Source organism: Leifsonia sp. SIMBA_070, from assembly GCF_046534635.1.
GTDB lineage: Bacteria > Actinomycetota > Actinomycetes > Actinomycetales > Microbacteriaceae > Leifsonia.
The window spans coordinates 1,875,132-1,890,901 of the sequence record NZ_JAWRYK010000001.1 but is presented as its reverse complement, the minus strand read 5'-3'; the positions used below and the strand labels follow the sequence as shown (position 1 = coordinate 1,890,901).

At 63.9% G+C, this 15,770-nt stretch carries 21 protein-coding genes; 13 read left to right on the top strand and 8 right to left on the bottom strand.

The genetic code is table 11. The features are described from left to right. Position 1: 1 nt before the first annotated feature. The 3 genes from SB754_RS08910 to SB754_RS08900 all read left to right on the top strand — a co-directional run bounded on the left by SB754_RS08910 (position 2) and on the right by SB754_RS08900 (position 1,872). The gene (locus SB754_RS08910) at positions 2-436 is read left to right on the top strand and encodes a MarR family winged helix-turn-helix transcriptional regulator (protein WP_410781967.1); all 435 of its coding nucleotides are present in this window, start codon (positions 2-4) and stop codon (positions 434-436) included. 63 nt (positions 437-499) lie between these two features. Beyond that, positions 500-1,159, top strand: a complete 660-nt coding sequence (locus tag SB754_RS08905; protein WP_410781966.1) for a histidine phosphatase family protein — start codon at positions 500-502, stop codon at positions 1,157-1,159. Positions 1,160-1,245: 86 nt separating this feature from the next. Further along, the gene (locus SB754_RS08900; RefSeq protein WP_410781965.1) at positions 1,246-1,872 is read left to right on the top strand and encodes a hypothetical protein; all 627 of its coding nucleotides are present in this window, start codon (positions 1,246-1,248) and stop codon (positions 1,870-1,872) included. A 260-nt stretch (positions 1,873-2,132) separates the two neighbouring features. Here the strand turns inward: SB754_RS08900 and SB754_RS08895 are convergent, their stop codons facing one another. After that, positions 2,133-2,291, bottom strand: coding sequence for a hypothetical protein (locus tag SB754_RS08895; RefSeq protein WP_410781964.1), 159 nt, complete (start codon positions 2,289-2,291; stop codon positions 2,133-2,135). A gap of 536 nt (positions 2,292-2,827) precedes the next feature. Between SB754_RS08895 and SB754_RS08890 the strand changes: the two genes are divergently transcribed. Continuing rightward, entirely contained in the window at positions 2,828-3,274 is a 447-nt protein-coding gene (locus SB754_RS08890) for an HTH domain-containing protein (RefSeq protein WP_410781958.1), read from the top strand. Here SB754_RS08890 and SB754_RS08885 read toward each other — a convergent pair. Beyond that, entirely contained in the window at positions 3,226-3,714 is a 489-nt protein-coding gene (locus SB754_RS08885; RefSeq protein ID WP_410781963.1) for a hypothetical protein, read from the bottom strand. The genes SB754_RS08890 and SB754_RS08885 overlap by 49 nt on opposite strands. Before the next feature lie 19 nt (positions 3,715-3,733). On the opposite strand from SB754_RS08885, the gene SB754_RS08880 reads away from it, so the two are divergent. After that, positions 3,734-4,822, top strand: a complete 1,089-nt coding sequence (locus tag SB754_RS08880; RefSeq protein WP_410781962.1) for an epoxide hydrolase family protein — start codon at positions 3,734-3,736, stop codon at positions 4,820-4,822. A gap of 85 nt (positions 4,823-4,907) precedes the next feature. Here the strand turns inward: SB754_RS08880 and SB754_RS08875 are convergent, their stop codons facing one another. The 3 genes from SB754_RS08875 to SB754_RS08865 form a co-directional block, all read right to left on the bottom strand. Further along, positions 4,908-5,858, bottom strand: a complete 951-nt coding sequence (locus tag SB754_RS08875; RefSeq protein WP_410781961.1) for an NAD-dependent epimerase/dehydratase family protein — start codon at positions 5,856-5,858, stop codon at positions 4,908-4,910. Between the two features lie 66 nt (positions 5,859-5,924). Beyond that, on the bottom strand, positions 5,925-6,683 hold the full coding sequence (locus tag SB754_RS08870) for a nucleotidyltransferase domain-containing protein (protein ID WP_410781960.1): 759 nt from the start codon (positions 6,681-6,683) through the stop codon (positions 5,925-5,927). A 242-nt stretch (positions 6,684-6,925) separates the two neighbouring features. Beyond that, positions 6,926-7,630: an ASCH domain-containing protein gene (locus tag SB754_RS08865; protein WP_410781959.1), complete on the bottom strand. Its 705-nt coding sequence runs from the start codon at positions 7,628-7,630 to the stop codon at positions 6,926-6,928. Between the two features lie 169 nt (positions 7,631-7,799). Between SB754_RS08865 and SB754_RS08860 the strand changes: the two genes are divergently transcribed. The 6 genes from SB754_RS08860 to SB754_RS08835 all read left to right on the top strand — a co-directional run bounded on the left by SB754_RS08860 (position 7,800) and on the right by SB754_RS08835 (position 11,549). Further along, positions 7,800-8,246: an HTH domain-containing protein gene (locus SB754_RS08860; RefSeq protein ID WP_410781958.1), complete on the top strand. Its 447-nt coding sequence runs from the start codon at positions 7,800-7,802 to the stop codon at positions 8,244-8,246. Positions 8,247-8,492: 246 nt separating this feature from the next. Further along, entirely contained in the window at positions 8,493-8,768 is a 276-nt protein-coding gene (locus SB754_RS08855; RefSeq protein WP_410781957.1) for a hypothetical protein, read from the top strand. 104 nt (positions 8,769-8,872) lie between these two features. After that, complete coding sequence (locus tag SB754_RS08850) at positions 8,873-9,919, top strand: hypothetical protein (protein WP_410781956.1); 1,047 nt, start codon at positions 8,873-8,875, stop codon at positions 9,917-9,919. Between the two features lie 143 nt (positions 9,920-10,062). Continuing rightward, on the top strand, positions 10,063-10,506 hold the full coding sequence (locus SB754_RS08845) for an NUDIX hydrolase (protein WP_410781955.1): 444 nt from the start codon (positions 10,063-10,065) through the stop codon (positions 10,504-10,506). A 52-nt stretch (positions 10,507-10,558) separates the two neighbouring features. After that, entirely contained in the window at positions 10,559-11,056 is a 498-nt protein-coding gene (locus tag SB754_RS08840) for a GNAT family N-acetyltransferase (RefSeq protein ID WP_410781954.1), read from the top strand. Between the two features lie 37 nt (positions 11,057-11,093). Then, the gene (locus tag SB754_RS08835; protein WP_410781953.1) at positions 11,094-11,549 is read left to right on the top strand and encodes an NUDIX domain-containing protein; all 456 of its coding nucleotides are present in this window, start codon (positions 11,094-11,096) and stop codon (positions 11,547-11,549) included. A gap of 56 nt (positions 11,550-11,605) precedes the next feature. Here the strand turns inward: SB754_RS08835 and SB754_RS08830 are convergent, their stop codons facing one another. Beyond that, positions 11,606-12,013, bottom strand: coding sequence for an ASCH domain-containing protein (locus SB754_RS08830; protein WP_410781952.1), 408 nt, complete (start codon positions 12,011-12,013; stop codon positions 11,606-11,608). Positions 12,014-12,066: 53 nt separating this feature from the next. Next, positions 12,067-12,567: a hypothetical protein gene (locus SB754_RS08825; RefSeq protein ID WP_410781951.1), complete on the bottom strand. Its 501-nt coding sequence runs from the start codon at positions 12,565-12,567 to the stop codon at positions 12,067-12,069. Positions 12,568-12,777: 210 nt separating this feature from the next. Between SB754_RS08825 and SB754_RS08820 the strand changes: the two genes are divergently transcribed. Then, complete coding sequence (locus SB754_RS08820; RefSeq protein ID WP_410781950.1) at positions 12,778-13,038, top strand: hypothetical protein; 261 nt, start codon at positions 12,778-12,780, stop codon at positions 13,036-13,038. Positions 13,039-13,262: 224 nt separating this feature from the next. On the opposite strand, the gene SB754_RS08815 is transcribed toward SB754_RS08820, so the two are convergent. Further along, positions 13,263-13,871: a hypothetical protein gene (locus SB754_RS08815; RefSeq protein ID WP_410781949.1), complete on the bottom strand. Its 609-nt coding sequence runs from the start codon at positions 13,869-13,871 to the stop codon at positions 13,263-13,265. A 225-nt stretch (positions 13,872-14,096) separates the two neighbouring features. Between SB754_RS08815 and SB754_RS08810 the strand changes: the two genes are divergently transcribed. Next, the gene (locus tag SB754_RS08810) at positions 14,097-14,804 is read left to right on the top strand and encodes a hypothetical protein (RefSeq protein WP_410781948.1); all 708 of its coding nucleotides are present in this window, start codon (positions 14,097-14,099) and stop codon (positions 14,802-14,804) included. Positions 14,805-15,770: the final 966 nt, after the last annotated feature.

The window sequence follows — 15,770 nt, the reverse complement described above, 5'->3', positions numbered from 1 at the left end:
CATGGCTCTCGATCGAATCGGTTTCCTGCTCAAGCACGCATACCTGGCATACGAGGGTTTGGCGGCCGAGAAATATGAGGCCATCGGTGCAACCGCCCGGGAGTGCGGAGTCCTTGCCCAGATCCAGGAGGTCGTCGGCGGCTCCCAACTGGAGCTCGCGGCCGAACTGGGTGTAGACCGCACCACGATGGCGCAACTCCTCGAAACTCTCGAACAACGCGGCCTGGTCTCTCGCGTCCCACTCTCCACGGACCGCCGAAAGAACGTGGTCTCGCTCACGACCGACGGACACGAACTGCTGGCCCGCGACCGAAGCGTTCGCGAGGAGATGGACCGAGAGTTCCTCTCTCCTATAGACCCGCGCGACCGAGCGGCGTTCAGGACGGCACTACACGCCATCATCGACAACCGGAGCGGCTCGCTCGGTACCCGGTAGCTGTCGCGGCTGCAGCGCCGATAGGGGATGCCGACCGGTTGCCCGGTTGTGTATTGTCGTCCGATGCGGTGCTCGGTCATCACTCATCCGGAAGTGCTCATCGACCCGACCGCCCGGATCGAGGACTGGGCCCTGTCGCCAGCGGGAAGAGCACGCGCTGCACGTGTTCCGAACGTGCAGTCCGGCTTCACGCGGGTCGTCAGCAGCTCGGAGGGGAAAGCACTGGATACCGCCGGTATTGTCGCTCGGGCGTGGGGAGTCGACGTCTCTGTGGATGGTGACCTGGGCGAATTGGACCGCAGTGCGACCGGGTACCTCGAACCGCGCGAGTTCCAGTCGACGGTCGACGCGTTCTTCGACCGCCCACATGAGTCGGTTCGCGGCTGGGAGCGCGCGATCGACGCACAGCGCCGAATCGAGAGCGCCGTGCGAAGACAAACCGACCTGGCGGGGGATGAGACCATCGCGTTCATTGCGCACGGCGGCGTGGGCGGGCTCTTGCTGGCCAGCCTCAAGCGCGACGCCGATCAATCGAGACCTCGACCAACCCGGCATGGGGAGTTATTTCACGTTCGACGCCCGCACGTGGCGAGCTCTCTCGTCGTGGCGTCCGATCGGAGGTTCAGCATGAGAGGAACTGCCGCGGCATCGCACGGTGCGGGTGGTCAGCACGATGCAGCTCATGAGCCCGGTGGGTTCCGAGCGTCGGATTGGTGGAGCTGATGGGGACTGCGCCGATGCACTTCGGGGGTTTCCTTCCGGAAGATGCTCCCGACCCGCGTGTTGCACAGGCGGAGAAGGTGAAGCTCATGCCCGTCCCCATCATCGGGTTCGTGCCACAGCCGACCCTCGAGGATGCCGAGATGGAGAACACCATGTCACAGCACGGAATGACGGGGCTCTCTCAGCTGTCGGTGAGCATCAACTACACGCTGTGGCGCAATCCCGGTGATCGATCCGACCCGGTGAACCTCGCCGAACTCGACGAACCGACTCGCCGCGCTCTCGACGAGCCGGCTCCGCAACCCCGGCCGGCCTGGTTGATCGAGATGGCCGAACGGAGGCGATACCCGATGCTGTGGGAAGCCGTGCGGACCACGTGGACGCGAGACGCATCCGAGTTCTCTACCCCGACGCGCCTGCTCATCGACCACGCCGATCACATCCTGATGAACCAGTTCCGCGAAGAACTCGGGCTGGGTGACATGGGCATCGACCGCTTCATCTCGCCGCTCACCGAGAAGACTGTCAACCGGGATGCGGTCGTCACGGTCGAAGGTGTCGAGATGCCAGCACTGGAAATCGACACCGATCCGTTCGTGTACGCCATCGGGGCAGAGCTCTCAAGCGACACGGTCCTTACCGCGGTCGTCCCTCGTGACGCACTGCAGCACATCCGCATCGAGTTCGCCCGGCGCCACTCTGCGACCGGCTGACAAGATACGGACACCTGATACGGGGGGACACACCCGGTCTCGGCTCGAGTACGTTCGATGTGCTCAGGCAGATGAACGGTGACGATTCGTGCCTCATCGTGGTTCTTGCAGACGAGCTGGCCGCTGAGAAGAACTTCGCTCACCCATCCACCGTAGAAGGTCGTCCACGATGACGGGGCGACCTGGCCAAAGTGCATCAGAGGCACCCTTCCCGGCGATGTCGATCGCCGCCACCGCGCGAATGCCGATTGCCGACCGCCTCAGGGGCGTGTCGCCTCCCGCGAACGCTCCAGCTCCAATAGGGACTCGGTCGCGGCTGCTGTCCGCACTGCTGCGTCCCGGATCGTTCGCAGTGCGCCTGTGATGCTGATGGTCGCGAGCACGAAGACAAGGGTGGCGCCGAGGAAGAGGAAGTCCATACCGCCACGCTACCGAGCGGCCGACGGCGTTCGGGAGGGCCGCTCGCCCATCGCTCATCGTGCACGACTTCGACCGGTCTTCAGGCGCTCATGCTCGCTGCGAAAGCTACTGTTGAGACGATGAGGCCGATACTCCGACGATTGCTGGGATTGGTTTTAGCGTTGGCGTTCGGAGTCCTTGCGCTGAGCGCTCTAGTGGTCGGCGTGACGCTCGATGGCAAGGAAGCGCCTGCGATCCAATGCACTAGGTCCGCTCCGCGCCCGGATGCCGGAGGGCCCTACTTCGAATCGACCGTCACCACGGGAGAGCGAACATGGTTCCCTCTCGGCGTCAATTGCACCTATGACTCGCCCGACGATCGGGTCGGCCCACAGACCGTCGTCAACAGCAACTGGCCCGCGACATTTGTATGGCTCGCAAGCTCAGCTGCGGCTATGTTCGGCATGGTCTTGCTGCTCAAGCCGGCGACGCCGAGACGGGCCATCCTCGCCGCCCCCATAACCACACCGAGCAATCGACCAGGAGGATCATCGTCGTGACAGTGCAGGCAATGGACGTCGGGCACGAACTGCGGCGGCTCGTTGCGGACGGGTGCATCTCCATGGGAGCTCTTGCAGCAATCACTGGCATCGCGCCAGGCCGCCTGCAAAGGCTCTTGGATCTCCAGCCGGGCCTCTCAACGGCTGCAAGCGAATTCTCGGAAGATGAGATCCGGCGGGTGTCCACTCTCGCCGGGCAGCTGACTTGGGGAGCAGAGATCGGCGATTATGAGCGCCTCCGCGCGATCATCGAGACACTGTCCGCTCAATTCGAGCTAAGTCACGAGAACATCGCTCTCCTGACGCGGACCAGTGTGGAAGACGTGCAATCCTTCCTCGCCGACCCGGCAACCGCTCCATGGGAGTTCACGTTTCACTTTGCCGTGCGGGCCTACTACCTGTTCCACGCCGTGTTGAACGCCGCACCCGACGGGGAGCGATAATGAGCCCGAACCTGCCAGGGCTTGCTGAGGCCGAACGCAATTCCCGCCTCCATGTGGGCGGCTTGCCCCGCAGGCAGCACGAGTAGGAAGAGGTCCGCCGCTCGCAGGGCCTCAAGATCCTGCTCGAGCAACTCCCGTACGGCCGTACTGTTCAGTGACACCTGATCCGCACCGCCGAGGCTTGCGAGCGCCGCTGCCGCCTCCGAGTATCGGACGCGCACGAAGCTATAGTGGCTCGCGCCAATCTCGTGGACCGGGACGAGAACTTCCTCAATCGCGACGAGAACTTCCTTAATCGCGTCACGGTTGCGCCAGCTGCCTGCCTCGACTTCGAGCGCCGGGGTACTGTGCGACTGGCGATGGTGACCTCGGCCGGCTATGCCGTCGCGGCACGCGTCTTCGATCTTGAGGTCACCATCTGCCAGCGTCGCGCTGATCACTGGGCCTAGGGTGAGTGCCGTGGAATATGCCCCGCGCACTGACCCTGCAGCCATCGAAGATCTGCGTCGCCGACTTCGCGCCACGCGTTGGCCCGCGTTGCCGGGCGATCCCGAGTGGAAGCTCGGCGTCGACCCGGTCTATCTTCGTGAGCTCGTCACTTACTGGACGGACGGCTTCGATTGGGAAGCGCAGGAGGTCGAGTTGAACCGTTTGCCGCGCACGTTTGTCGAGCTCGACGGGCAGGGCATCCATGTGATTCATTCCGTTGCCGGCCCTGACGCGCCTGCGCTGCTGTTGGCTCACGGCTGGCCGGACTCGTTCTGGCGCTATCTCAAGGTCATTCCGCTGCTGGCAGCCGATTTCAATCTCGTCGTCCCCGACATGCCGGGCTACGGGTATTCGGATGCCCCTGTCGGGGAGCCGTTGGACGCGCGCCAGGTCGCGGCGCTCTGGGGCCGCCTCATGACCAGGCTCGGCTACGAGAAGTTCTTCGTTGCCGGCGGCGATATCGGGTCGGGCGTGGCCGGGTTCCTCGCGCTCGATCACCCGGGACGGGTCACCGCTGTGCACCGTATGAGCGCCGGGCTGCCCGCGCCTGGGATCGATCCGTCCGCGCTCAGCCCTGCCGAGCGTGAATGGCTCGCCTCAGCCTTCGCGTGGAATGCGGCCGAGGGAGCGTACGCGCAGCTGCACCGCACAAAGCCGGACACCCCGGCGTTCGCGCTCACGGATTCGCCGGTCGGCCTTGCCGCCTGGATTGTCGAGAAGCTCAATGGCTGGAGCGAGCAGGGCATCAGCACGTACACGATGGACGAAGTCCTTACGAACGTCTCGATCTACTGGTTCAGCGGCACAATCGGCGCTTCGATGCGCATGTACCAGGCGATGACGCAGACCCCGCCGGAGCAGGCCCTGCGCCGCATCGAAGTTCCCACCGGTTACTCGATCTTCCCCGGTGACATCATCCAGCCGCCGCGGGAGTGGGCCCAGCGTACGAGCAACGTCGTGCGATACACGCGGCCGGAACGCGGCGGTCACTTCGCTCCGTTCGAAGTGCCCGAGCTCTACGCGCAGGAACTGCGGGACTTCTTCGGAATGTTCTCGTGACGCTGCGTGCCCGCCGGTGCGGACGCCAGTTGGAGCATCGACGAATGGAGTCCGCGGACAGCCATCGATAGATGGCGTGACCGGGTCACCTTCGGTGAGTGTTTGCGACCCAGCTTGCTTCCGTGGCGAGTAACGCGCGCCCGGGAGCGATGGGCCGGTAGCCGAGCTTTGTAGCAGCCGTGGTGTCAAGCACGATGGGGTGAACTGCGCTCCATGGATGTTCGCCGCCGGGTGCTCCGACATCGAGGCCGACGATGCGGCCTTCCCAGCCGATCGCGGCTGCGATCGCTTCGACAATCTCGATCGCGGTCAGCGGGTCCGGGTCCGCGATGTTGAGGATGCGGGCTCCGGGGGCATCCGCAACCGCCTCGATGAGGGCTGCCGCGTTTACCGCTGCCGTGAGGTGGTCGACGGACTCGCCGCGCCGGGTGAGCTCGATGCGGTCATCGCCGGCGAGCATCCGCTCGATGATGGCGCGGGTGCGGGCGTTGCGCGCCCACCGACCGTGAACCTTCGACGGGCGAATGACTGTTACCGGCAGCCCGCTGTCTAGCGCCATCCTCTCCATGGCGACCTTGCACGGCGCGTAGCCTTCCCGGGAATACGGGTTCGTGCCTGGCGCCGCCGGCGCCAGCGTGGAATTGGTTTCGAGAATGGGGACGGGGAACCGTGGTGGTTCGTCCCCGTTGATGTGTCGCCCGCCCTCGTCCACGTATACCGCGCGGGAAGATGCAACAACTATCGAGCCGCTATCGCGATAAAAGGGAAGCGCGTCCACGACGTGAGAACCCGTGTACGCGACGAGGTCGACCAGAAGGTCACTCCCGGCGCCGACGAGCCGGGACAGCGCCCGCGTATCCGAGCGATCCACGGCATGGAAGCGGACCCCGAGCTCCGCAAGCTCGTCGGGCATTCCGTCAGGGGTGCGCCCGGTGACATCGACACTCCAGCCGCGCTCGACAAGACGTTGCGCTGTCGCACCGCCTATCGCGCCGGTCCCGCCGAGAATGACTGCGCGTCGAGATGTTGAAGACACAAGGACGGAGCCTACCAACGCACATCACCGGCCTAGAACAGATGCCGGCGCACGGCAGCCCATCCCTCAGCGCGCAACCCGAAGCGGGGTCAGGAGTTGATCGAATGCGCCTTGGAGCCGTCCGGCGCGCTCGTGGTCGATGAGCTGAATCTCTTCGAGGAACAGCCTCGTGAGCCTGCGCCGGCTGGTATCGAGATCCGCGCTGTTGATGTGGGCCGCCCTACTGGACTCAAGCTTCGATCGGTCATCATCAGGCAAGTGATCGACTCCCCGGCCGTGCCGGTACGGCAACTCGTTCCGCAGGCACATGAGCGTCACGACCGTGTCGCGCAGCTCGTCCAGCATGAGCGTGGCCTGCCACATCCTGCCCCGCGCCACTGCCGAACGGGCGTGGAGCACGTAGAGCCAGCCCATGCCGATGACGCCGTCCAGGTCAGGAGGGGCGGGCTCCGAAGCTGTCCCTGGCGTCCCGAAGAGCAGCCGGAACGGTCCCTCGGTGGCACGAAACTGCTCGAAGGGCCAAAACGACAGATCTACCTGGAGTGACGACTCGAGGAGGAACGCGCGATACCGCACACCACCGGCGAACAGGTCGAACGTGTCGGCCACCGGCGCAAGTGCCCTGAGATGGTCCGTCCACGCGCGCGCGACCGCAGGTTCGTCCGCGCCGGGAGTCAACTGCAACACCAGATCGATGTCGGACCAGTTGTCCTCCGCATCGCGCGCAGCGGAGCCCACCAAGGCTGCACCGGCGATGGCCGGATCTTCGGCGGCCCAATCAATCAGAGCGGCCCGGATTCCCTCGCGCTCGGCAGGAGTGAACATGACTCAAGCCAAGCGCAAGCGAACGTCATAGTCGACGCCGGCAAACCGATCGGGCATCGTGCGTGCGCCGTGGACGCGGTTTTTTCGCACCAATAGGATCCGGGGTGGGGCGGCTGGCGGCTCGGGTGTTGACATCCTCCTCGGTCGGCAAACACGCGACCTGCTGGACCAGCTGGAGGGCGCCGGCTTTACCGTGACTGGCCGCCGTCCCGTATCGAGCTGACCGCTGAGGATGGCCCTCGCTAGCGCACTTCGAAGTCGACGACGTCGACCCGGGCATCGTCGGGCATGGCGGGGTAGTGCTGGCGGAGGCCCCGGATGTACCTCTCGACGGTGTCGCCGTCGCTCAGGCGCAGCCTTTCAGGAGTCAGCTCGTCGAGACGATACCTATTGACCGCGAGCACCTCGCCTTTGAGTGCCGGGCGGTCGTCGTCCTCGAAATAGAAGATTGCTGGACCGGAGGGTATGAGTTCCTCCCAGCGCACAGACGAGGTCTTGGTGCCCTCCGCGACAGCCTCGTAGTAGCGCCTATTGAACCGTAAGACTCGCTCGGCATCCGAGTCGGGGAAGAAGTACGTGTCGGGCAGGAGCTTGGCGATCGGCTGCATCTGCGGCCCCACATCACTAGGAACAGCGACCAGAAGGTCCGGGTGAAGGTCGAGCATCACCTGGCGGCAACGTCCGCACGGCGGGATCAACCCGCGAGAACGATCGCCTGCTGCCGCCATTGCGACAAGTGGGCCGGCGTTGGCCGCGGCGGCCACGCCGAGAACAACGAGTTCCGCGCACGGGCCCCCCGTGAAGTGGTGCACGTTCACGGCGGAGTGGATGCGCCCCTGTGTGTCCAGTGCGGCCGCGGCCACCGTGTGGTTCGGGTCCCCTCCGAGAGTGCTTGCGAGCGCTTCGGCGGTCTCGATGACGCGAAGCTCAGACTGAAGCGGTTGCACGGCTCAATACTGGCAGGCACGCAGATGAAGCGCTGTCGTCGTCCCCGCCCGTTTGGACGATCCGGCCACTTCTGTCCGTAAAAAGAACCTGGGTGCAGGGTCGACGCACGAGTAGCGTCGGCCCCGCCCCCATAACCACACCGAGCAATCGACCAGGAGGATCATCGTCGTGACAGTGCAGGCAATGGACGTCGGGCACGAACTGCGGCGGCTCGTTGCGGACGGGTGCATCTCCATGGGAGCTCTTGCAGCAATCACTGGCATCGCGCCAGGCCGCCTGCAAAGGCTCTTGGATCTCCAGCCGGGCCTCTCAACGGCTGCAAGCGAATTCTCGGAAGATGAGATCCGGCGGGTGTCCACTCTCGCCGGGCAGCTGACTTGGGGAGCAGAGATCGGCGATTATGAGCGCCTCCGCGCGATCATCGAGACACTGTCCGCTCAATTCGAGCTAAGTCACGAGAACATCGCTCTCCTGACGCGGACCAGTGTGGAAGACGTGCAATCCTTCCTCGCCGACCCGGCAACCGCTCCATGGGAGTTCACGTTTCACTTTGCCGTGCGGGCCTACTACCTGTTCCACGCCGTGTTGAACGCCGCACCCGACGGGGAGCGATAATGAGCCCGAACCTGGGCCGATCGATGGACTGCCTTCGTGGTGATGCGGTGGCCTGGCCACTAGGCTCCTCAATCGCGTCGTGGTTGCGCCAGCTGCCTGGCACAAAGAAATCACTCACTCCTCGACCGAAATCAGTGAGCAGAGCCCACCGCGCGTGCGCAGGCGATCCTGCTACGTGCGGTGTTCGTTCGCCGGCTCAGTGGTTCTGCTCTGCTTCTCCAGGGAGCATCCCGGTAGCCTAGGCACATGCGGGGGCGAATCTGGATGTGGGTGCTGCTTAGCGCAGCTGCGGTCATGGTGCTCGTCGGTGGAGGGCTGTTGATGACCTCGCCTGCGCCGAACGGATGGTTCGCCTGCGTCGGCGGGATGGGCGGGATGCAGTGCGTGACACCGCTGAGGCCGGAGCGCGTGGGCGGCGCTGTCCTGGCGATCGTCGGCCTACTCCTGGTCGCCGGTGTCGGCGGGTGGGTGCTCGGCCTCCGAGCCGGTCGCCGCGACCAGCCGGAAGACGCACGCCGGTAATCCCGCCAGTGGGTAGCTTCGCCCGTCGGTGCCGCCGAGCAGTCAGGAGTGCCACTCTCGGCTGCCGTGCTTTGAGAATCCGCTTGTGACAGGATTTTGCCAATATGGCTGACAGTGAGGTGCCGTTCCGACGACACGTAGAAGGGTTCCATCTTGAGTCCGCGGTGAAAGCCGCACGGCTGTCAGACTCGCATCGTTCATTCGGGGCCGCCCTCTCTTCCGGCCGCCACGCCGAAATCGTCCCTCTTGACCCTGTTACCCTCGTCCCACCCACGGACGACTGCTCCACGGTCGGCTATTCCATCGATGTTGACAACCATGCGACTGTGGTGTGGGCTTCGGGAAGAAGACCCGATCGATGGTACGTCTCCCGCCAGCGTGAGCGAGAGGTGTTCGAGGTCGTAGAAACCGCGGCTCGAACGTGGCGCGGCGGCGCCTTATTCGTTCAACCACTACTAGGCGGTTTTGTGATCGCAACCTCCGACTGTGAGTGGCGCTCCAGCGGCGCAGACCGCAATGCCGTCATCATCGACGACCACGGACACGAAATTGTCGCGGACACGATTGGCGGGGGAATTCGGCATCTTCAGGCCACGAGCACTGGAGAAATCTGGGTCGGCTACTCCGATGAAGGCGTCTACGGAAATTATGGATGGAACCACCCTGGACCCGAGACACCTGGGTGTTGGGGTATCGCGCGGTTCGATACTTCGCTGACCAAGGTCTGGGACTACGCGCCTAGGTCGCTCCAGGACCCGGATGCACCGGAGGACGTTATCTCCGAGTGCTACGCGCTCAACGTGACTGACGACCGGGCCATAGCGTGCACATACACTGACTTTCCGATAGTCCAGATTGACCGCGGCGGCGACGTGACCGTTCACCGCGTTGGCATGGAAGGCGCCGACAACATTCTCGTTAGCGGCCAGGTGTGCGCGCTTTTCGGCGGTTACGGAGGCGACCAGGACCGCGTCGCCATCGGCGAACTTCACGAAGGCGGCTTCGACGAGCGCGGTGCGGGAAAGCTACAACTAGACAGACTTCCCGAGGGCGACCTGGGGCCGGTCTTCGTTTCGCGTGGGAGCCAACTCAATCGGTTGAGCGACCGCTCTTGGCTGCGCTGGCGCCTCGAGGTGAAGCCCAAACCTTAACGACCCGATCGGGCCCTCAGTGCTCCCCGACCGATAGCGGGGTGCGTCAATTGCCGAGCCCCCAACGGGCGCTTCGCGGACGCGACAGAGAAGGACCTTGGCGTCGCCCTGACAGCGCCGCTTGGCCCGGGTAGCCTCTCCTTGTGCAACGCTTGGCAGCCCGCGTGGTGGTCGTGAACGAGGAGGGCCAGACCCTCCTCCTCCGCGGCGGTGACCCGGCGCGCCCCGAGGCGGGGACGTGGTGGTTCACGCCAGGCGGCGGTGTCGAGGGCGACGAGACCGTGATCGAGGCTGCAAGCAGAGAACTCCGCGAGGAGACCGGCTTGGAGGTCGAGCAGCCGCTCGGGCCTATCCACCGGCGCGCGACTACGTTCGAGTTCACCGGCGAGACCTTTCAGCAGCGAGAGGTCTACTTTTACGTTGTCGTGCCGACCTTTGAAATCGACACGCGCGGCTGGACAGTCCTCGAGCGGGCCGTGATGCGGGAGTCCCGTTGGTGGTCGCTGCGAGAGATCGAAACGACGGACGAGACTGTGTACCCGGAAAATCTAGCCGCTCTGCTGATGGAGGTCTTCGATACCCACTAGCCATCGACTAGCGGTCGCCGCGGGTGAGCTATCCAATCTGTACGATCGGCTGATGACCTTGCCGTTCACCATTCGAGTGCCGGTGGCTGAGGACGTGGCCGCTATGGCTCGCTTGCACGTCCGTTCCTGGCAAGAGACGTATCGAGGTGTCGTTCCCGACGACGTGCTGGACGACCCGGAGTTCGTATCGCGTCGCGAGCGCATGTGGACCGCGCTCATCACCGACCCGCGTTACTCGACGACGATCGCGATTGCAGAACGGGACGGCGAGCTGATCGGGCTGGCGTCCTCGGGGCCGAGCATGGGTGAGCTTATGGAACCTGCGCTGCAGCTCTACACGCTCTACGTCCTCAACATGAATCACGGCTCGGGCGCTGGCGCCGCCTTGCTCGAGGCCGTGCTGAGCAAGAAACCGGCGCAGCTGTGGGTCGCCGACCCCAACCCGCGAGCACACGCGTTCTACCGCAAAAACGGATTCGAATTCGACGGCACCGTTCAAATCGACGGCGGTATCCGCGAACTCCGCATGGTGCGCTCTGCCGTACCCTGACGTACATAACGGGGCCCGCATCCGTAGACTCTTCGGGATGCCCATGTCGGAGTACGTTGCCTCGATTCGCTCGCGGATCGGGAACGCCTTCCTGCTCCTGCCGGGCGTTACCGCCGTTATCCGCCAGGGCGACCGATTCATGCTCGCCCGGCATCGTCACTCAGGGGACTGGAGTCTCATCGGGGGCGGCGTGGAACCGGGCGAGGAGCCGTCCGACGCACTCTTGCGCGAGGTGTTGGAGGAGACTGGAGCCCATATTCGGGTCCGCGGGATCGTTGGCGTGTACGGGGGTCAGCCGATGATGGTCACCTATCCGAACGGCGATCAGGTCGGGTATGTGACCACCGCCTACGACTGCGAATTGCTGAGCCCGGCCACCCCTGATCCGGAAGAACTGCTGGAGCTGGGCTGGTTCGAGCGCGACGCGATCCAGACTCTTGTGCGCCGTCACTGGATCGACCGGGTGATAGCCGACAGCCCCAACTCAAACTGACCCTCTGGGGCGCCCACCATAGCCGGTGGGACTACCGTGCCCCCCTGTGGGATCGGCTATTGGACTATGACGAACCGCTCGAGTACCACCAGCGAAGTACCGGTCAGCTCGAAATCCTCGCCGAGTTCGGCGCGCATGGCCGCTGAGGTCCAAAAGCGGGTGTGACCTTCGCGCCAGTCCGACACGGAAGAGTATCCCTCGCCCTCCGCAAGGGCGTGCTCTAGCGGAACGTCTTGTAGGAGGACGATTTCGACTGCCGTGGTCTCGATCACGGCTACGCGCTGGCCGTTTGAGTCGACGACCGCGCCTCGGCCTCCGACGGCAGGCAGAGCCTCAGCACCGACCTCGTACTCACGCATGAGTGAGCTTGTGGAGGTCTTTGCTCCCGACTCGATGGCGCTGATCAGGGAATCACGGAGTGGGCCAGGAAAGGCGAATTCGATTGAGGGGAGCTCGTCGTCCATCACAACAGCTAAGCAGCTCTGGTTCTGTCCGATAGCCGATCCCTTGCGGGCAGTCAAGACACCCGGAGCTGACGGGTGAGCTCGAGGGAATCTGCGGAGGCTTCCGCGATGGTGAGAGTCCGGTCCAACCAGTCAAGCTCTCTACGAACCTCCGGCTGGGAAGCGTCTTCGTCCAATGAACGAAATGTCGTTTCGTGTTGGTCGTACTGCACACGGTCAAATGCCGCGTCGATAAAGCGGGCGACGGCCCACCATGCGTCATCGAGCGAGCCGAGGGACGCGCCGAGAGCATAGATCGTGGCCGCAACCACGTCGTCATCCACGTCGGGACGCCGCCCCAAGTCACTCGCCACCGAAGCCCGCGCCGACGCTTCGACGTCCCGATCCCAGCCCATCGCCAAGGCGGCCGAGATCTCCGGATCTGCGTTGCCTGCGGCTAAGGAGAGCTGCTGGGCACTCGCCAGAGCGACGATTACTGACCGTTCTAAGCCCAGACGCAGTACACGGTCATGCGCAGAGTTGAGGAAGTAGGACGTGTCCACAAGAGCGATCATGCCAGTGCCCTCTCACATCGTTGCGGTGATGGACCGTCAGATGAGGCAGACAGCGTGCGTAAGCCGATCCGCGAACGGGACGGCGTGGCTATCTGGGGCGGGTCATCCGCTCGGCGGACGCTTAGCGGCGTGGTTGTGATTAGCGTGGACGACGTGAGCCGTTGGTTGGGGAGGGGTCGAGAGAGCGCGGCGCTGCTTCCAGTGGGGAGCTTGCTGCTCGTCATCTTCATCCTGATGATCATGGCCCAGCTCGGCTACGCGTCGAAGAACTCATGTGCTCGTTTTGGCCCCTCGCCGGCCGCAGCAATTCCGACCGACGTCGGAGGGTCTGTGCGCGAAACCCGAAGCTGGTGGCCGATCGGCACCGTTTGCGACTGGGAGCGCATCGATGGCGCCGGATCGGTCCGGTCGCAGGTAGGTAACGACGCGCTCACGGCGGCTACATACGGCATCGCTGCCTGGGGCTGTTGAGCATGATCGTCGGGGCGTCGCGGCCTCGACAAGCAGTCCCAGCGAGCGATCTTCCGACGGTGTAGTCCGATCCGGCCTCACATAGACAGCCACCGATACCTCAAGTCAACCTTCGCCGAGGCACGTTCAACGATCGTTTACCGGGCGGCCGTCCCGTGGGTTCAGCCCTGTTCGAGGCTCCGTACGGGTGTCTCAGCATCGGGCACTCCGGCCGATTCTCGAGTTCAACGATTGAAAAGGCGTCCGGAAAAGATAGTCCTGACCGAGCACTTTCGTGCGGGCCGACTCCCTTGGCTGGCTTCGATGACGGACTGACCTTCGTCTGGCCGATTCGCTTTGCTAGCTCCGGCGACGGCTAGACCTTCGTCTGTCGCGACTATCCAGCAAGCGAATTCCCAATCGGTCGCCTCCTTGGCGGTTGACACGGCGGTCTGAACCCGTGCTCTGACGGCCTCAAGAGTTTCGGGAACGTGGCGAAGGGGTAAGGGAAGACCGGGCCGGCCTCCGTCGATGTAATCCATTCGTCCGACGCTGATCAGACCCATGTCGCTGAGCTTTTCAAAGGCGGCAAAGGCCGCCGCAATATCTTCGTCGCTTGGTCGCCAGTGGGGAGTCGGCGGCGGGTTCGTCATGATGCCGAGATGGATCAGCGCCCAGACAAACGAGACGTCGTCGTACCCAGTGCCCGCGAGCAGATCGCTCTCCTCCGGGCTCAGGTCGTTTCCCTCAGCCACATGGCCACCGTACTGATATGGCGGCCTCTTGCCGGCCAAGTGGCGATGGTTGGGGCTCGGGTCCTGATCAAACTCCAACTGGTTGACCCCAACAGCCATCAACGATGGCTACCTCCGCTCGATCGGATTTAGCCGTCGCTCAATGTCCGGTGATGGCTGGCCTATCGGCCAACAGCTCATTCGTTCGGCGCCCCTAGGATCGGGGGTCCGCTTTGCGCGACGCAGCGCAGCGCGGTGATGGTTTGATTGGGTGGCCCTGAACTGCTGACGATGGGTGTCTTCACCGCGCTGATTGCAGTCGCACACTGAGGAAGGGGGTCAACCGTGCTCAATGCATTGGGGCTGGCGCGGGCACCACGGACGCTGCTCGCGGCAGGCTGTCTCATTGTTGTCGACGCCGTCATGGGTGTGATTACGGTTGTTGTCGCGCTGTCGGTTCACGGTTTTACTGGGGCCAGCATTTTTACAGGCACACCTCAAGGGCACGTGCCTCCTCTTCCCACAATGGCGACACTGCTGACGATATTCATCGTGGTGGAAGCGGCCTGGCTGAGCTTGCCGGTGTTGCTGATGTTCTTGACCATCCGAGGCTCATACGTAGCCCGCGCGTTCCTCAGTGTCATCGCCATTCTGTATCTGGCCTCCTCGTTCCCGTTGCTCCGAGACCTGGCGGTAGCACTATCGGCGCTTCTTCAATTTGCTGCGGCGGTGCTCACCTGGCTGCCCCCGTCTACTCGGTTCGTTGGCGCGCAACGCGCAGTGAGGCGAAAGACCAAGGATGAAGCCAACGCTGACGCGGCAGACCTATTTCTGACTTTCACGGTCGCAGCAGGTGAAAGCTCGCCGGGGCCAGGTCAACCAGCGACCCATAAACCTCCCGCGCTGATGATGACCGTGCCCGCTCCTGGGGAGGCTATCCCCAACACCCACCCAGGGAAATCCAAGGAGGCCGGCGATCAGCGGCCAGACAAGCGCAACACACACGCCGACGACTCCAACAAGAAGCGCTGCACGGCGACACCTGCGAACTGACGGCAGAGCTCGTGCTTGAAGGGCGAAGTCGTGTCGCTCTGATGGGCTCTCCACGAACGCAAAGCTTCGCCAGATTCACCCACCGCCACTGAGGCTTCGCCTACGTCGACGATCGTCCCAAGCGGACCGCCCGCAGACCCATCCACCTGCGGGCGTGCGATGACCGACCGGCACGAACGAATCCAGTCCCTCTGTGCTCCTTACCTTTGGGAAGGTCCCGGAACCGCCATAATCGGTGAGGTACCTCAGAGGCCGAATCCACAGCGGCGCTGATCAAGAGAACCCTCAACGCAAGCGGTATAGCCGCCGGACCGCGGTCGGCCGGTTAAGACAACATGATAGGGACTTGGTGAGTGCGATTGTTCGATGCAACAAACCCCTTCATCAACGTACTGAGCATCGCCTGTCCGCTTCTAGGGGCCGTACTCGTTGTGATATTCCGGGAACCGATTGTCGAATGGTTGCAGGGCATCGTTCCCCAAAAAGACACCACAAAGGTAAGGGCCGCCGTGTTCGTCGGGGCCTTCGCCATAGCGGCGTTCATCGCTGGATGGATCCTTGCGGTTCTTGTCCCGGGTTCGCCTCCGACCCTGTGGTTGTCAATCTTTGGGGCCGCAGCGTTGGCCTGGATCGTCGTGTGGGCGTTACTGGCAAACGAAAGTTAGTCGGGTTCGCGACGCAATCCGTCTCGCCTTGGCTCACTAGCCAAGATGCCCGGTGAGCGATCGGTGAGCGCTCCCCGGGGCCGGGTCAACGGGCGGCGGCGTGCCAGCTACTCGCTCACGAGGCTCCATCGTCCGCCGAGGAACCTGCTCCGGATCTCGCAGCAGCGCGAGCGGGAACTGGACCAGCAACCTCGTCGTCCCGACGAACGCGCTCAGTGTGAGTGCCACGTTCCAGACCCCCGGCGACAGCTGGGGGAGCTCACGGACCTGCGACACCGGCTGGTGACCGCGCCCATGATCC

Bases quoted from the DNA above. Each gene is read 5' to 3' on its own strand.
- SB754_RS08910 (WP_410781967.1), top strand. From the start codon at position 2: ATGGCTCTCGATCGAATCGGTTTCCTGCTCAAGCACGCATACCTGGCA.
- SB754_RS08905 (WP_410781966.1), top strand. From the start codon at position 500: ATGCGGTGCTCGGTCATCACTCATCCGGAAGTGCTCATCGACCCGACC.
- SB754_RS08900 (WP_410781965.1), top strand. From the start codon at position 1,246: ATGCCCGTCCCCATCATCGGGTTCGTGCCACAGCCGACCCTCGAGGAT.
- SB754_RS08895 (WP_410781964.1), bottom strand. From the start codon at position 2,291: ATGGACTTCCTCTTCCTCGGCGCCACCCTTGTCTTCGTGCTCGCGACC.
- SB754_RS08870 (WP_410781960.1), bottom strand. From the start codon at position 6,683: ATGTTCACTCCTGCCGAGCGCGAGGGAATCCGGGCCGCTCTGATTGAT.
- SB754_RS08855 (WP_410781957.1), top strand. From the start codon at position 8,493: ATGCGGGGGCGAATCTGGATGTGGGTGCTGCTTAGCGCAGCTGCGGTC.
- SB754_RS08850 (WP_410781956.1), top strand. From the start codon at position 8,873: ATGGCTGACAGTGAGGTGCCGTTCCGACGACACGTAGAAGGGTTCCAT.
- SB754_RS08840 (WP_410781954.1), top strand. From the start codon at position 10,559: ATGACCTTGCCGTTCACCATTCGAGTGCCGGTGGCTGAGGACGTGGCC.
- SB754_RS08835 (WP_410781953.1), top strand. From the start codon at position 11,094: ATGCCCATGTCGGAGTACGTTGCCTCGATTCGCTCGCGGATCGGGAAC.
- SB754_RS08830 (WP_410781952.1), bottom strand. From the start codon at position 12,013: ATGGACGACGAGCTCCCCTCAATCGAATTCGCCTTTCCTGGCCCACTC.
- SB754_RS08825 (WP_410781951.1), bottom strand. From the start codon at position 12,567: ATGATCGCTCTTGTGGACACGTCCTACTTCCTCAACTCTGCGCATGAC.
- SB754_RS08815 (WP_410781949.1), bottom strand. From the start codon at position 13,871: ATGGCTGTTGGGGTCAACCAGTTGGAGTTTGATCAGGACCCGAGCCCC.